The 15,213-nt window shown below is 55.4% G+C and carries 12 protein-coding genes; 2 read left to right on the top strand and 10 right to left on the bottom strand.

Annotated features, from left to right (window positions below; translation table 11 throughout):
- Positions 1–3 precede the first annotated feature (3 nt).
- Together P3B99_007480 and P3B99_007475 are read left to right on the top strand one after the other, a co-directional pair.
- Positions 4–2,082, top strand: a complete 2,079-nt coding sequence (locus tag P3B99_007480; GenBank protein WYJ07041.1) for a helicase C-terminal domain-containing protein — start codon at positions 4–6, stop codon at positions 2,080–2,082.
- Between the two features lie 34 nt (positions 2,083–2,116).
- Complete coding sequence (locus tag P3B99_007475; protein WYJ07040.1) at positions 2,117–2,488, top strand: dUTPase; 372 nt, start codon at positions 2,117–2,119, stop codon at positions 2,486–2,488.
- A gap of 586 nt (positions 2,489–3,074) precedes the next feature.
- Here the strand turns inward: P3B99_007475 and P3B99_007470 are convergent.
- From P3B99_007470 to P3B99_007425, 10 genes are all read right to left on the bottom strand, one after another.
- A complete protein-coding gene (locus P3B99_007470) occupies positions 3,075–4,091 on the bottom strand; it encodes a multidrug DMT transporter permease (GenBank protein WYJ07039.1) in 1,017 nt (338 codons plus the stop codon).
- A gap of 209 nt (positions 4,092–4,300) precedes the next feature.
- Positions 4,301–5,269 (bottom strand): PEP-CTERM sorting domain-containing protein, encoded by a 969-nt coding sequence (locus P3B99_007465; protein ID WYJ07038.1) that lies wholly within the window; start codon positions 5,267–5,269, stop codon positions 4,301–4,303.
- Between the two features lie 373 nt (positions 5,270–5,642).
- A complete protein-coding gene (locus P3B99_007460; GenBank protein ID WYJ07037.1) occupies positions 5,643–6,032 on the bottom strand; it encodes a hypothetical protein in 390 nt (129 codons plus the stop codon).
- 271 nt (positions 6,033–6,303) lie between these two features.
- Positions 6,304–7,938 (bottom strand): peptidylprolyl isomerase, encoded by a 1,635-nt coding sequence (locus tag P3B99_007455; GenBank protein ID WYJ07036.1) that lies wholly within the window; start codon positions 7,936–7,938, stop codon positions 6,304–6,306.
- Between the two features lie 71 nt (positions 7,939–8,009).
- Entirely contained in the window at positions 8,010–8,576 is a 567-nt protein-coding gene (locus tag P3B99_007450; protein ID WYJ07035.1) for a methyltransferase domain-containing protein, read from the bottom strand.
- 3 nt (positions 8,577–8,579) lie between these two features.
- A complete protein-coding gene (locus tag P3B99_007445) occupies positions 8,580–9,557 on the bottom strand; it encodes a KpsF/GutQ family sugar-phosphate isomerase (GenBank protein ID WYJ07034.1) in 978 nt (325 codons plus the stop codon).
- Between the two features lie 2 nt (positions 9,558–9,559).
- On the bottom strand, positions 9,560–10,621 hold the full coding sequence (gene kdsB / locus P3B99_007440; GenBank protein WYJ07033.1) for a 3-deoxy-manno-octulosonate cytidylyltransferase: 1,062 nt from the start codon (positions 10,619–10,621) through the stop codon (positions 9,560–9,562).
- A gap of 615 nt (positions 10,622–11,236) precedes the next feature.
- Entirely contained in the window at positions 11,237–12,358 is a 1,122-nt protein-coding gene (locus P3B99_007435) for a DegT/DnrJ/EryC1/StrS family aminotransferase (protein WYJ07032.1), read from the bottom strand.
- A gap of 192 nt (positions 12,359–12,550) precedes the next feature.
- The gene (locus P3B99_007430) at positions 12,551–12,991 is read right to left on the bottom strand and encodes a hypothetical protein (protein WYJ07031.1); all 441 of its coding nucleotides are present in this window, start codon (positions 12,989–12,991) and stop codon (positions 12,551–12,553) included.
- Positions 12,992–13,144: 153 nt separating this feature from the next.
- Positions 13,145–15,181, bottom strand: a complete 2,037-nt coding sequence (locus P3B99_007425) for a glycoside hydrolase family 97 catalytic domain-containing protein (GenBank protein WYJ07030.1) — start codon at positions 15,179–15,181, stop codon at positions 13,145–13,147.
- Positions 15,182–15,213: the final 32 nt, after the last annotated feature.

The following is a 15,213-nucleotide window of genomic DNA, read 5'->3' as shown; positions in this document are numbered from 1 at the left end:
AAAGTGTCCGAAGCGTCGGCGCAGGAGAAATTCGAATTTCCGAACCTTTGCAATAAGATATTCTGCAAAGACGGCTATGCCGCGATTCTGCCGAATTTCGAGCACCGCCCCGAACAGGCGCAAATGGCGTACTGCTGCGCGCAGGCGTTCGCGGGCGACATGCCGATTTTGTTCGAGGCGGGCACGGGCGTCGGCAAAAGCCTGGCGTATCTCGTCCCCGGAATTATCGCGGCGGTGCGCTTCAACAGGCAGCTGATTGTGGCAACGCACACAATCGCGCTGCAACAGCAGATTATCGAAAAAGACCTGCTGCGAATCCGCCTGATGTTCGAAAACTGCGACGCGTTGGAGGACTGCGCCGGCTTCAAGCCGGCGATTCTGCTCGGCAGGAGCAACTATCTTTGCACGCACAGGCTCAAACGCGCCCTCGCCGAAAAGCGCGAGCTATTCGACACGGAGGAATCGCTCGAGCTTGACAGAATCGCGCAGTGGGCGGCGTTCACAAAGACGGGGCTTGTTGACGAGCTTAACCCGCCGCCGAACCCCGAAGTCTGGAACTGGGTCAGCGCGGACTCGTCCTCTTGCACCGCCAAGAACTGCGACGACGGCACTTGCTTCTACCAAAACGCACGCAGGCAGGTTGCGTCGGCGGACATCGTAATACTCAACCACAGCCTGCTTTTCGCGCTGCTCGCGGCGGGCATGGGCGAGGAGGCTGGCGGGCGCGGCGTGCTATTCCCCAACGATATGCTTGTGCTCGACGAAGCGCACCTTGTGCCGCACGTAGCAAGCGAGGCGTTCGGAACGTCGCTTAGCAACACGGGAATTTTGCGCGAGCTGCGCCGAATCTACGACCCCAAAAAGCGGCGCGGGCTAATCACCCGCGAAGGCATGGCGGAGCACTACGACAAGCAGGTCGTAATAGACACAATGGCTATGTGCGAGGATTTCTTCGCGCACATAAAAAAGAATTTTCTGATTTCGCGCGAGACCGTGCGACTCACCGCCCCCAACTGGATTGACGACGAATTTCCGCGCAAGCTCGACGCGCTCGCCGCCCTCCTCGACTCCTTCGCGATGAACGCAAAGACCGACAAGCTCGCCGCCGAAATCCGCGACTACAAGCGGCGGATTGTCTCGTTCAAAAACACGCTCGAAAACTGCATCTTCCTCGACGACGCCGAAAGCGCCGTCTACTGGGTCGAACGCGCGGGCAAAGACGGGCGCGGGGCTCAGCTCAACTCCGCGCCGCTTAAAGTTTCGGGAATTTTGCGGCGCGTGCTTTTCGCGCGGGAAACGTCGGTTGTGATGACTTCGGCGACGCTCGCGGTCGGCGGGAACATGGACGGCTTCGTCGCGAAAGTCGGCGCGGACGACGCCGAGCGTTTTGTGTGCGACTCGCCTTTCGACTACAACGCCCACATGCGGGCGTTCATCGCGACCGACGCCCCCGACGTCGAGCGCGAGACGGGACGGCTCGACTCCGACTACCTTTCGCGCGTCTGCAAAAAGCTTTGCGAGAAAGTCCGCGGCGGCACGCTCATTCTTTTCACAAGCTACGCCGACCTCAACAAGACCGCGAAATTTTTGGAGGAAAACATCGTAGGGCGCAAAATTTTCGTGCAGGGGCGCATGTCGCGCCGCGAGACCGTCAACGCCTTTGCCGAAGCGGGCAACGCAATCCTGCTCGGCACCGACATGTTCTGGACGGGCATCGACCTCCCCGGCGAAAAACTTTCCCAAGTAATCATCACGCGGCTTCCGTTCGAGAACTTCCAGCACCCGCTTTTACAGGCGCGCATCGACAGGCTTCGTCAGGAAGGCGGCAACCCGTTCATGGAGCTTTCCCTGCCCGCGGCAATCATCAAGTTCAGGCAGGGCGTGGGGCGGCTGATTCGAAGCGCGTCCGACAGGGGCGTAATTGCCGTACTCGACTCGCGAATCGTAACAAAAGCTTACGGCAAAAATTTCGTAGACGCGATTCCCACCGACAGGGTCGAGCGTTTCGAAGAGGACGACATCGACGGCTTCGTATCGGAGCAAATCGGCGAATTGGGCCTTTCCCCGAAATCGAAATCTTGACGCGCCGCGCAAAGGCGTTAGGCTCTTGCCCATTATGGATAAACTCGAAGAAATCTTCCAAATGCAGTATGAACTCAACAAGCGCATCGGCATAGACACCGCCGCGATGTCCGACGAGGAAAAAGTCAAGTGGGTTCTCAATTACAGCCGCGCGCTCGGTCAAGAAAACGCCGAGCTTGTAGACTCCGTTCCGTGGAAATGGTGGGCGAAGTACCAGAAGTTCGACCCCCAAAACGCAAGAGTCGAGGTTGTCGACATGCTCCACTTCCTCGTATCACTTGCGCAGGTTCTCGGCATGTCGGCGCAGGACTTCTACGACGTCTACGCCAAGAAAAACCATATCAACCACGACCGCCAAGACTCCGGCTACACCCAGAAAAATAAAGACGACTGCCGCTCCATCTAGGCAGGCTGCAGCCTGCACGGGTGCGGGCCGCACCTCCCGAAACTTGGGGGCTTGCGCCCCCAGGGGTGGATTGGGCTTTGCGAAATTCTCCACCCACTCCCCCGCAAGGCTGGAGACTTGACGCCAACAGAGGGGGCTGCCGCCCCCAAAAGGCGGGCGCAAGATGCGCCTCCCTACGGAGCTTCGCTCCTTTCTGTGATTATGCGGCGCGGCTATAACCGCGCCTTTCCCCGTTTAGTTCGTATTGGCTTCGCCAATTACTGGCGTTGAGATTATTCTTTGCAAAGAAAGAAACAAATTAAAATAGACGCGCTTTGCGCGGAATTAGCTTACGATTACATATCGAAAATTCGTATTCCATATGCAATATTGCTTTTACAAACAGCATGCGCCCGATTACCAAATATGGAATCGTGTGTTTTTGTTTTAGAATCGCAGCGATTCTACGCTAACCCATATAAAAAATCAGAAATGCCCGCGCATGCGCGCGGAAAACGCGTTAAAGCTTCAACGCAAAAAGTTGGCAATTGAGCGCCGAAAATTCGGCGCCGTCATGCAAAAGTTTTGCGGAAGCGAGAACGTTTTTCTATGCCGCTTTCGAGAACACGAGAATCGAAAGCCCCACCACGAAGCACGCAAACATCAGCGCCAGAAGCTTGTTTGTGCCTTTCGGCGCGCCGCGGAATTCGCGCCAGACAAACACGCCCCACAGCGCGGAAACCATCGTCGCGCCCTGCCCCAGTCCGTAGGCGAGAGCCGCCCCCGCCGCGTTCGCCGAGATGAAGCTAAAGCTTGTGCCCAAGCACCAAATCGAGCCGCCGAGAATGCCCACCAAGTGGAGCTTCGCGCTGCCGTCGGTGAAGTACTGCGCGTACGAAACGCTTTTGCCTCCGCCCACGGGAAACTTCATTGCAAGCGTGTTGAACACAAAGTTCGAGACGAAAATTCCGAGCGCGAAAACAACCATCGCCGTATAGGGCGAAAGTCTGCCCGACTCCAAGACCGCCACGCCCGTGGTCATGTCGATTTTTCCCATCGACTCCGCCACGAAGCTGTAAAAGAAACCCATCAGCACGCCCGCCAACGCCGACACGAAAATGCCCTTGGCGGTAGAGCCGCCCGCGCCGAGCCTGCGGAATGCGAGAGCGTCGAGGACAATCGCCGCGCAGATGAACGCAACTCCCGCGCCGAGCATTATGGGGTCGCCTTCGGGACGCGCCGCGTAGGTTGTTATCACGCCCAAGACGAGCGCAAGCCCGATTCCCACGGGGAACGCCACGGCAAGCCCCGCGATGTCGATTGCAATAACGAGCAAAATATTCGAAAGGTTGAACACCGCGCCCCCGATTAACGCCGAAAGCAGCCACTGGGAGTCCGCCTGCGAAAGGTCATCTACAAAGCTTCTGCCGCCCTCGCCGAACGAGCCTGCGGTGAATGCGAGCAGCAGCGAGAACAGGAGAATGCCGATTGTGTAATCCCAATAGAAGAGTTGGAATTTCCAGCTTTTGCTTGCAAGTTTTTGCGTGTTGCCCCACGAGCCCCAGCATATCATCGTAATGACGCACATCGCCACCGCAATCGGGTAGGAACTTACCGTAATCATATTTCGCCTTTCTTTTTTGTTTTGGAAAACCGCGCGACGCCATATTCGCCCCGCTATGAAGACGTTAGTTTGAAGTTTCGCAAAAAGTCAATAGCGGAACGACGCATTTTTTGTATCGGACAAAAAATAGCGGCGGGAAACGCCCAGTCCGCAAAAAAAAGCGGCCGGGAAATCCGGCCGCCGCGGAGAAATCCTATGCGGTTGCAACGCTATTTGCGCCTGCGGTAGACCGCAACGCCCAGCGCAACAGCCCCGAAAATCGCCGCCCATGTTGAGGGTTCGGGAATCTGCGTATTCGAAATGTAGATGTATTCGCCGCCGTCGATTGTTTTTTCGCCCACGAACACGTCGCCTCCGGTATTATTTACAAACGTAATCGTGCCGGATTTTACGGATATCGTAAGGTTGTCGGCGTCGTAGCCGGTAACCAGCGACTTCTCGAAGAGAATTTCGCCGTCGAGCGAATTCAGAGTTTGCTTTTGGTCGCGCGTAAAGCTGACAGGCCAGATAGATTCGAACAGTATTTTCGCGCCGTCGGAAATGTCGAACGTGAATGCGCCCGCGCTTCTATCGTCCCAAATGAATGTCTGGTCGGCGGAGGCTGAGAGGTTTATTTTTGCGCCGCTTGAATAAAGGCGCGTGCTTGTGCTGGCTTTGCCGTCCGAAATGATTGCATTTTTCTTGTCGAGAACAAGGTTTGTCGTACCGCTTACGCCGCCGAGTGTGTTCAGCTGGATTGTGCCATCGTAGCCGTTTTCTACACTAACAGACACGATTGATGGAACAATTTTACCCGCCTCCAACTCTTTGTACCCCGAAAGCATGCCCTGCCCTTTTGCAATCAGGCTCGCCTTCGAACCCGACTTGAAATTCAGCTCTACATTTCCCTGAGTCGCGATTGAATACTTTACGTCGCCGAACGCAATGACGCTGCCGCTTGCGATTTCCAGCTTGCTTTCGGCGGGCGAATCGAAGTTGATTGTAACGTTGTTGAGCCAAAGGGCGTTCGGCGCGGTCTCAAACTGCAAGTCCGTGGACGAACCCGACGCCGAACCCGATTCCCCGTAGACGATTTTTCCGACAACGCCGTCGTAGAACGTGACATCGCCGGTTTTCAATTGGGCGGCCGCGATGCTCGCTACGGCGAACGCGGCTAAAATCATGTATGCTTTTTTCATGGTGTTTTTGTTTTCTGGGTTAGAAATTTAAAATTATATTGCAATATTGAGATAGCGGTTTGAATTGTCAATAGATTTAATTGAGAAATATTTTAACGCCGTTTCTCAACGACGCAACCGCGCGGGATTTCAAAACCATGAATCTTCCAGTTCCCTTGCCGCGCCGAAATGCGGAGTTTTACCCGCTCCGCCGCACGTCGCAGCGACTGCGCGGAGCGGGAACGCGCAAGACTGAAAGCGGGGCGGGCCGCCTTCCTCCGAGTGCGCAGGCATGCCCCACGTTCAACCGCCGTTTTTGCAACACAAGAAGAGGCGCAAAAAAAACGCGGATTTTTCAATCCGCGTCGCGTGAATTACCTTTTCGAGCATTCGGCTACAGGAATGTCGGGCGGCAGATAACAGTATCGCCTGCCGCGACAACAAGGTCTTCTCCGGCCGACCAATTTTTGTCGTTGAGCAGAACTTTGAACGAAACCGTGCCTTTGGGGACAATCTGTTCCCACAGCCATTCGTCTTCGCTGATGCTCTGCATTGGAACGCCTTTCTGCCAGTCAAGGCTGCCGCCGAGCCCGCGAATGTAAAGCTGGTTGCCCCAACCCGCGTCGAACTTTGCGATTACCCTTGTGAGTTTCGCTTTCGTTTCGCATTTTTTCGGGCAGGAAGCGGTCTTCCGCGTTTTTGCCGCGACTTTCTTGACCGCCGCTTTCTTGGCGGGCTCTCTGGTCTTTGCGGTTTTCGTTGCCGATTTTTTTGTTGTAGGCATTTTCATCTCCTTTCGATTTCGAATGCGGGGAATCCGAGCATTCATTCTGCGTAAAATTTTACCCTTAGAATTATTAATACAAGCATTTTTTACAAAAAAAAACGCTTTTTCCCTTTTAGTATCCCTTATCGAAAAAATTTTTATAAAGTGAAACAGGGGGCGAACAAAACCGCGAGCCCGCTTGTGTTCGCCGTCGGGCACAAACGGATTCGCGAAACAGCCGCAAAAAAAAAGGCGGACGGCGTCCGCCTTTTCCCAGAATGTCGAAATTTTATTTTTCGGCGACGTCCTTTTCGCCCGAGGAAATCTTTTCCATGATTACCGAGGTCGAAGTTATCGCGCCGAAAGAGCGTTCGATTCTCTCTTTAACAGAGTCGAGCTGCGCTTTGTCAGACTTTGCGGGGGGCGTGAATTTCACGAGTTCGAAAATGTATGCCGAGCCGCCCTGCATTTTGACCGACGACACCGCGCCGACTTTAAGCGACGGCAACGCCGATGAAATCACTCCGTAAGCCTTCAAGACAGCGTCACCTTTCGGGTTTGCGAGCGAGAAGTCTTTTACCGATTCCACTTTTGCGCCGCCCGCGCGGGCAACGCTTTCAAAAGACTTCTTTTCGGCAACCGCCTTTTGGAGCGACTTTGCGAGGTTGTTCGCGTGTTCGGCGAACAGTTTCACCTTTTCCGCCGCGACGTAGTCCGCTAAAACCCTGTCCTTAACGTCGGCGTATTTCGGCAGGAAAGAATCGAGCTTTTCGGAGAGGAACACTACGCGCACGCCGTCGTTGGAGGGAATCGGGTCGGAATAGAATTTGGTTTCGTCGAGCTTCATTGCCGCCGCCGCAACCTCTACGGGGAAGCCGTCGGGAAGTTTTGCATCGGTCGTGCGGAACGCCGCGTTCTTTTTGAGCGCGACATTGAATTCGTCGGCGATTTTTTTGAGTTCCGCCGAGCCTTTTTTAACTTCGGCGTCGTAGATTTTAAGCGCGAATTCCTCCGCCTTATGAGCCGCCGCGCGGAGCGCGTTGTCGATAACGTAGTCCGCCTTGACGCTTTCCCTTATTTCGGAGAGTTTGGGCAGGTGGGGCTTGCCGTCCTTTGCGGTTTCGTACTTCGCCCTGTTTGCGGCGTAGTATGCCGAAAGCTCGGCTTCGGTGGGCTTTATGTCCGCAGAAAAATCCTTCGAAGGGAAGAACGCGGTTTCCACGACCACGCCTTCGCCGATTCTGTACGCTTCAATGTTGTCCTTGAAATATTTTTCGAGAACTTCGGCGGAGGGGGCGATTTTAAGCTTCAATTCGTCGGAGGAGAGAACCGCCATGTTGAAGTCCCAAGTGCCGTGCACTTGGTTGTACTCGCGCTCGATTTCGAAAGCGGGCATGTAGCCGGGGCCGCCCAAAAGTTTGCCGACCTTGTTTACGAGCGCGTTTTGCGAGACGATTTCCGAAAGTGCGGCTTCGCTCATTCTGCCCGCGCCTATGCGCGAGTCCACAAAGCGTTTGAACGCGGCGGCGTCGTACTTTCCGTCGGCTCCCGCAAACAGGGGCGACGACTGGATATACGCCTCCAAATCCGCCTGCGAAACGCGCGTCATGCCCAATTCGTTGGCGAGGTTTCTGAGGTACGCCTGACGGAGCACATACTGTGTGAACTGCGCTTCCGACTGCGGCTGTACGCCCTCGAAAATCATTTCGAAATACGCGCTGTTTTGGAGCTGCGCCAGCGTCGATTCGTTCGAGAGGTCGAAGCCGTAAAATACCTTGCCCTTTTGCCCGCCCGTACGGTATCTGTCGCCGAAGAACGGCACCGAGCCGATTGTGAACACGAACGCAATGATGATTGCGACGAGCAAAACGCCGAACACCGATTTATGGTGTTTTTGAAGAACTGTTTGAATCCAAGTAATCATACCGATAGAAATTTAAAAGTCTTTATGTTAGGGGGCAAAACGCCCGTGTCAACATTCTAAGCGCGAACCGCTCACATTTTTTCGAATGTATCGACGCGCGCGGGCGGAATGTTCGCCAATACGAGCGAAGCCCCCAAGTGGCGCATTCGCGAAAACCCCAAAACTTCGGGCGGACGGAGCAGGCTGTACGTAAACTGCGAGAATCTCCCGCCCGACGGCAGGGAATTCTCGACCTCCGAAACTATGTTGCGCACAACTTCGCGCGGCAGGCTCACAAGCGGAAGCCCCGACACTATCGCCGAAATTTCCGCGCTCCCGACGAGTTTGCGGATATTTTCCGCGCTGCCGTTTAGAATGTTCGCGGAGGGAAATTTCTGTTTCAAGATTTCGCAAAGCTTTTCGTCGAACTCTATGCAGAAGAGTTTGGAGCGGTCGGCGTAGCCCGCCTCCACAAGATATTTTGTGATTGCGCCCGTGCCCGCGCCAAGCTCGACCACAGCCGAACACTCAGACGGCGGCTTGCCGACAGTGGCGACCATTCTTCGCGCAAGGCTTTTCGAGCTTGGGCAGACCGTGCCCGTGCGCCGCGGCGAGGCGACGTACTTGCAAAACATTACCGCGGTATCTACAAGACCCATTTTTTATCTGGAACTCGGTTGGTAGATGTCGTGGAGTCTTACAAGCCCCAAAAAGTTTCGGGACTCGTCTACGACGGGCAGCACGGAAATCTTCGACTTCCGCGCCTCCATAAGCTCGACCGCCTTGCCGAGCGACGCGTCGGGCGAGACGCTCACGGGCGACTTCGTCATGATGTCGCCAACTTTCACGGAATCCAAATCGACCGCCGTTTGGAGCATTCTTCGGAGGTCGCCGTCGGTCACCAAGCCCGACATTTTGCCGTCCGCGCCCACGACGCACGCCGCGCCCAGCGGCTTGCGCGTCATTTCAATCACCGCGCTTCTGATTGAGTCCGACTCTTTCGAAACCGCGCAGTCCGCCGTTTTGTGCATGACGTCGCCGACTTTCAGAAGCAGGTTTCTGCCGAGCTGTCCCGCGGGGTGGAAGCGCGCGAAATCCTCCTTGGAGAATCCGCGTGCCTTCATCAGGGCGCACGCGAGGGCGTCGCCCATCGCCATCGCGAGGGTCGTCGAGTTTGTCGGAACGATGCCGAGGGGGTCAGCCTCTCCGTGCGACGACACGTCCAAAACTATGTCGCAGTCGCGCCCCATGGGGGAATCGACGTTGCCGACCATGGCGATTATCTTCGAGTTGAAGCTCTTTAAAATCGGGATAAGCCGCAGGCATTCGACGGTAGAGCCGCTGTTGGAAATGAGAATCGTGGGGTCGCCCGGTTCGTAAACGCCGAGGTCGCCGTGGACGGAATCGCAGGCGTGCATGAAAACTGCGGGCGTGCCCGTGCTTGAAAGCGTCGCCGCGATTTTCGCGCCGACAAGCCCCGACTTGCCCACCCCGCACACAAGAAGCTTGCCCTTGTGCGCAAGAATCGTGTTTACCGCCCGCGCAAAATTGCCGTCGAGCTTGTCAATCGCGCCGAGTATCGACTTCGCCTCGCATTCGAGGGCGGCGCGCGCCAAAGATATTATTTCGGAGTCTTGCATTTTCAGATTCTTCCCTTCAAAAATTCCTCGGCCGCGACCAAGTCGGCGGGAGTGTCTATGCCGATTGATTCGTACTGCGTTTCGACAACTTCGAACTTGAAGCCCGCCGCAATGAAACGCAGCTGTTCGAGCATTTCGCACTTCTCCATTTTGCTTACGGGAAGCGACGCGTAGCGGGCAATAGCCTTTGCCGAGTAGCCGTATATGCCGATGTGCCGCCAATAGTCGCAGCGCGCGAGCCATTCGGCGGGATTCGACTCTCCCCTGACGTAGGGCAGCGGAGCGCGGCTGAAATACACCGCCGAGCCGTCGTTGCCGCGAAGCACCTTGACGACATTCGGGTTAATCAAAGTCTGCGCGTCCGAAATTTTCGACGCCGCCGTGACCAAATCGACATTGGTGTTCGCGTGGGCTTCTATAATGGAATCGACAAGCGCGGGAGAAATGAAAGGCTCGTCGCCCTGCACGTTCACGACGAAATCGGCGTTGATTTCCTCGAACGCCTCTACAATGCGCTCAGTGCCGGAGGCGCACTTCGGGGAAGTCATGACGGACTTCGCGCCGATTTTGTCGGCAAATTCGACAATCTCGACACTGTCGGTTAAAATCACGACCTTTTCGGCGCGTTCGCACTTCATGCAGCTTTCGTAGACGCGCTCGATTACCGCCTTGCCGCCCAAAAGCGCAAGGGGCTTTCCGGGGAAACGCGAAGAACCCATACGGGCGGGAATGGCGATTGCCGCCCCCAAAAGCATCGCGCTTTTAATGGGCAGATTTTCCCTGTTGTTGATGTCCTTCCAAAAGTCGGCGGATTCTTGAAGCTCTGGATTCGGCTCGTAGAAATAGTTTCTGTAAACGGCAAACGCGCCGAGCAACAGAAAGAGAATTCCGAGCACGCGGAAAAACGCAATGTACTGCGAACGCGTGAACCCCAAAAAACGGAGCTTGGAAATCTCGTAGGATTCCCTGTACGAATCGCCCGACCGCGCCAAAAGAACGAGTGCCACAAAAAACGGCACTACGAACGACGCAATCTCGAAAATCGTTGAAAGAGCTTTAATCATGATATTGTCTTATTTTGTAATAAACATAGTAGCTTTTCGCAAAGCAAAGTCAAACAGCTTTATGAAAAAGCGGGAAAAATAAAGAAATACCGCCCTGCCCGCGCTTCACCAAACGCAATTAAAACTGAGACCATCGGAAGAACGAAAAAACTTAGTGTGTTTGCCTTTTAAAATTAAAGGCATGAACGCCCCTTAAACCGGTGCTTTCACGCCTCTGCGCATGGCGGGCTAAGCACAAACATTAGCCAGCTCGCCAACCCCACAACTCCACTTTTATCCCAGCGCATTCTAAAAATCTTCGTGCCGTGCGCTGTAATTTTAGGCATGTCAAAGTGCTTTCATAAGGGTGGCTTTCCTGTACGCACAGGGCGCGTGGCGTACTTTTGTACGCGAGCGGTCTGCGCATGCGGGGAAACGCCGCATCAACGGTGCTATAACGCGCCGTTGCGAAACGCCCTACTCAACTTTTCTCCCAGCGCATTCTAAAAATCTTTGCGCCATGCGCTCACTTTTTAGGGGCGTCAAAATGCCCCTATAAGAGTGGCTTTGCGAGTGGCTCAGGGTGCGTGGCGTACTTTGCGTACGCGAGCAGTCTGAGACACTCGCGAAACGCTGTTAGAGGGGCATTTTCACGCCCCGTGCGATGTAGGAGAGCTGGTCGGTCGTCAGCTCTGGGTATATCGGGAGGGCGAGGGTGTGCTCCGCCGCGTATTCCGCGTTCGGGAAGTCGCCCTTTTTGTAGCCGAGAGCCGCAAAGCATTCCTGCATGTGCAGGGGAACGGGGTAGTACACTTCGCAGCCGATGTCCATGGAGCGCAGGTGCGCAAGCAGGGCGTCGCGGTTCGGCACGGAAATTATGTACTGGTTGTAAATCGACTTGTTTTCGGGTCTGATTACGGGCGTCTTGATTTCGGGACGGTCGGCGAAAGCCTCGTTATAGAACGCGGCGTTGCGCGCGCGCATTTCGCCCCACGAATCCAAGTGCGGAAGCTTTACGAGCAAGCCCGCAGCCTGAATGGCGTCGAGCCTGAAATTGCCGCCGACGTGCTTGTGGTAGTACTTCGGCTCCATGCCGTGGTTGCGGATTTCGCGGATTTTGACGGCGAGGGCGTCGTTGTTGGTAATGACCATGCCGCCGTCGCCAAGCCCGCCGAGATTCTTCGAGGGAAAGAAGCTGAGGCCTGCGCAGTCGCCGAAGTTGCCGACTTTCACGCCGTTCTGCTCCGCGCCGATTGCCTGCGCTCCGTCTTCAATCACGGCGAGGTTGTGCCTGCGGGCGATTTCGCAAATTTTCTTCATGTCGGCGCACTGGCCGTAGAGGTGGACGGGCATGATAGCCTTTGTGCGCGGGGTGATTTTTTCCTCGATTTGGTCGGCGTCGATATTGTATGTGTCGGGGTCGATGTCCACGAATACGGGACGCGCCCCGCAACGCCACACGCTGCCCGCAGTGGCGAAAAACGTGTACGCGGGCAGGATTACCTCAGCGGCGGGGGATTCGTCGAGGGGCGAGCGGTAGACGCCGCACGCCATGAGCGAGGCAATCAAAGCGTCCGTGCCGCTCGACACGCCGATTGCATGCGCAACGCCCGAATATTCGGCAATCCGCTCCTCCAACTTCGATACATAGGGGCCGCCGATGAAATACTGGCTGTCGAGAATGTCGTCGAGAAGCTTGCGGGTCTCCTCGCGGAGGGGAACGTACTGTGTTTTCAAATCTAAGAGTGGTACTTTCATAATACGGAGACGATTAGAAAGCATACTTTTGAAAATCGCAACAATATTTCGGCGGGCGAAAAAACGCAAAAAACCGCCGCAATCACGCGGGAAGAAGCTACGCAAAAAGCGGCGGCATGCGGGAAATGCGGACGCAAAAAACCCGCGGCGTGAACGCGCGCGCGGGCTGTGAAAGATTTTCGCGAAAGGGAATTAGTCTTCGGCGAAGTCGATGTTCGCTTCGAAGCTTTCGATTTGGACGTCGAGCTTGTTGGCGAGGGTGTTTGCCGTGTTTTCTTCGATACCGCGTTTGAGCAGTTCCGTGAAGAAATAGTCTTTCATGAGGGTCGAAAGGTTGTCGGTATCCTGCAACTGCGAGAACACTTCCGAGATGAGCGAGCCGAAGCACGGAGCTTCCTTGCCCTTGCAGTCGCACGCTTTTTTGCCCGCCGCCTTTTTAGAGGCGCACGCGCATTTCTTTTCGGGGGCTTTTTTTGCCGCGGGTGCTTTCTTCACCGCGGGCGCTTTCTTCGCCGCGGGAGCTTTTTTTACGGGAGCTTTTTTAGCCGCCGCCTTGGGAGCCGCATTGGAAGCCGCCGCCTTTTTTACGGGCTTTTTGGGAGCCGCACTCTTCTTTGCTGTATTTTTTTTCATAGTTGTGTTTAAGAAAAGTCTTTTAAATTTCCCCTAAGTTAACGACATCGGAATAAACTTTCAAGCATAAATTGCCTTTTTGCGCGTCGTCTCCGCTTTCGGCGCAAAAAAAGCGTTCGACGGATTCGCCGCCGATCGCATTATGCGGAAAAATTAGTCTTCCGAATCGTCCGTAAAGAACTTGATGATGTCGTCGATTATGGGAATGCGCTTGGGGGTGAGCTTGATTGCGAAACCGCCGCCGCTCTTCATTTCAATCTTCATGCGAGATTCGGAATTGACCTCCTTGACTTCGCGCTTGTAGTCGCGCGGGAGTCTGTCGGAATTGACGGAGTCGCGGATAATTTCCGCCTTGTAGTCGGTGTCGGATTCGAGGATTTGCGAGAGGTCGATTTCGACCGTCCTGCCCTTCCAGTCGGACATGCCGCCGATGTACCACGAATCGCCCTTGCGGCGGGCGACTACAACGTACTCGCCGATTTTGCCTTCGAGGGCTTTTGTGTCGTCCCAAGTGGTGGGGGCGTTTGCGATGAAGTGGAGAATGTCGGGGTATTTTTTGTACTCGCTCGCCGAGTCGCAGAGCATCTGCACGGGCGCGTAGAAGAGGACGTACATCGCCGCCATCTGCGAGCGCGTGCCCTTCATCTGCGGGAACGAGAACGACTTTCTGAAATTCTTTTTCGAAACGTTGTCGAGCGCTCCGGGGGTGTAGTCCATCGGGCCTTGCAGCATGCGGGTGAACACGAGGTCGATGTTGTGCGAGGGTTCGAGCCCCTCTGAGAATTTGTTGAACTCGCAGCCGCGGACTGCCTCGAAATTCACGACGTTCGGATAGGTGCGCTGAATGCCCGCGGGCTTTGCGCAGCCGTGGAAGTCGACAACCATTTTGTTTTCGGCGGCGAGACGCGCCATGCGTTCGTAAAAGCCCTGCGCCTGCTGGTCGTCTCGGTCGATGAAGTCGATTTTAACGCCGTCCGCGCCCCACGAGGCCATGAGAGGAAACGCCTTTTCGCCGTACTTGTCCATCGACTGCCCGAGACACCAAAGGAGAACTTTTACGCCTTTCGAGTGCGCATACTTTATGATTCCGGGAACGTCGATTGCGGTCTTGCCGCTGATGAGGGCTTCGTCGATGCCGTCCTTCATTTCGCTGACGTCGACGCCCGTGAGCCAGCCGGCGTCGAGGAGAATGTAGGGAATGTTGTTTTCGGCGGCGAAGTCGGCGTAATAGCGGTATATCTGTTCGTTGACGCCGCCGACAAAGCCCGCGCCTTCAAGCTGGCAGTCGCTCCACCATTCCCACGCGCAGGTGCCGGGCTTAATCCACGAAGTGTCGGCAAGGCGCGACGGTTCGGCGAGCTTGTAGACGGTGTCGTTGTCGGCAAGGTCGATGTCTTTGCGCGCCACGATGAAGCCGCGCCACGGGAAGCTGCGCTTGCCCTTGGTCTTTGCAATGTAGTCGAAAGACTGGTCTACGGTGCGGGTGAACTTGTTTCTTTGCTTGAAAGTCTTGGGGGCTTTCGAGAACCACGCCTCGGGCTTGGAGTCGGACGACGCGGCGAAGCGGAGCGCGGGGTAGTCGAACACGTCGGAGTCCACCACAGCGACGGTGTAGCCGTTTTTCTGCGCGAGGAACGGCAGGCTGTACGAGTGGTGTTTTTTCATGTCGGCGACGGATTCGCGGAGGAAGAAGCGTTCGAAGGAGTCCTGAACGCCGTTGACCGCGTGCCCTATGATTTTGTCGTCAACAGAAAGGGGAAGGTCGAGCGTTTCGGAGAAAACGGTGATTTCGCCGTCGAAGTCCGACGCGAAGCGGTATGCGATTGCCTCGTTGTAGGCGCGGACTACGAGCTTGTATTTGTCGAAATCGATTTCCGTCTGGTTGTAGTTGTCTTCGATTTTGCTGCGGATTCCGTAGGTCGCCGCGATTTCGCCCTTGTAGGACGACGATGCCGAGCCTTTTGCCTTGACGTTTTTACCGAAGTCGGCCCTGTCGGTCTTCATGCCGATTGCAAACGGCGCGAGAACTGTTTTGCCGTCGGCGGACACCGAAAGCGTGAGTTGCGAGCCGTCGTTTACGACCGCCTGCAATTTGCCGTCGGGCGATTTTACCGTGAAAGTTTCCGCAAAGAGTTGCGGCGCAAAAAGCGACGAACATGCGATTAGAAGCGAAATGATTTTTTCTTTCATAATTAACGGTCTGTTTAGCAAATCGGTTTCGT

The organism is Opitutia bacterium KCR 482, assembly GCA_029269845.2.
Taxonomy (GTDB): Bacteria; Verrucomicrobiota; Verrucomicrobiia; order Opitutales; family Intestinicryptomonadaceae; genus Merdousia.
Note: the sequence above shows the minus strand (reverse complement) of the source record. Positions and strands in the feature narration are given on the sequence as shown.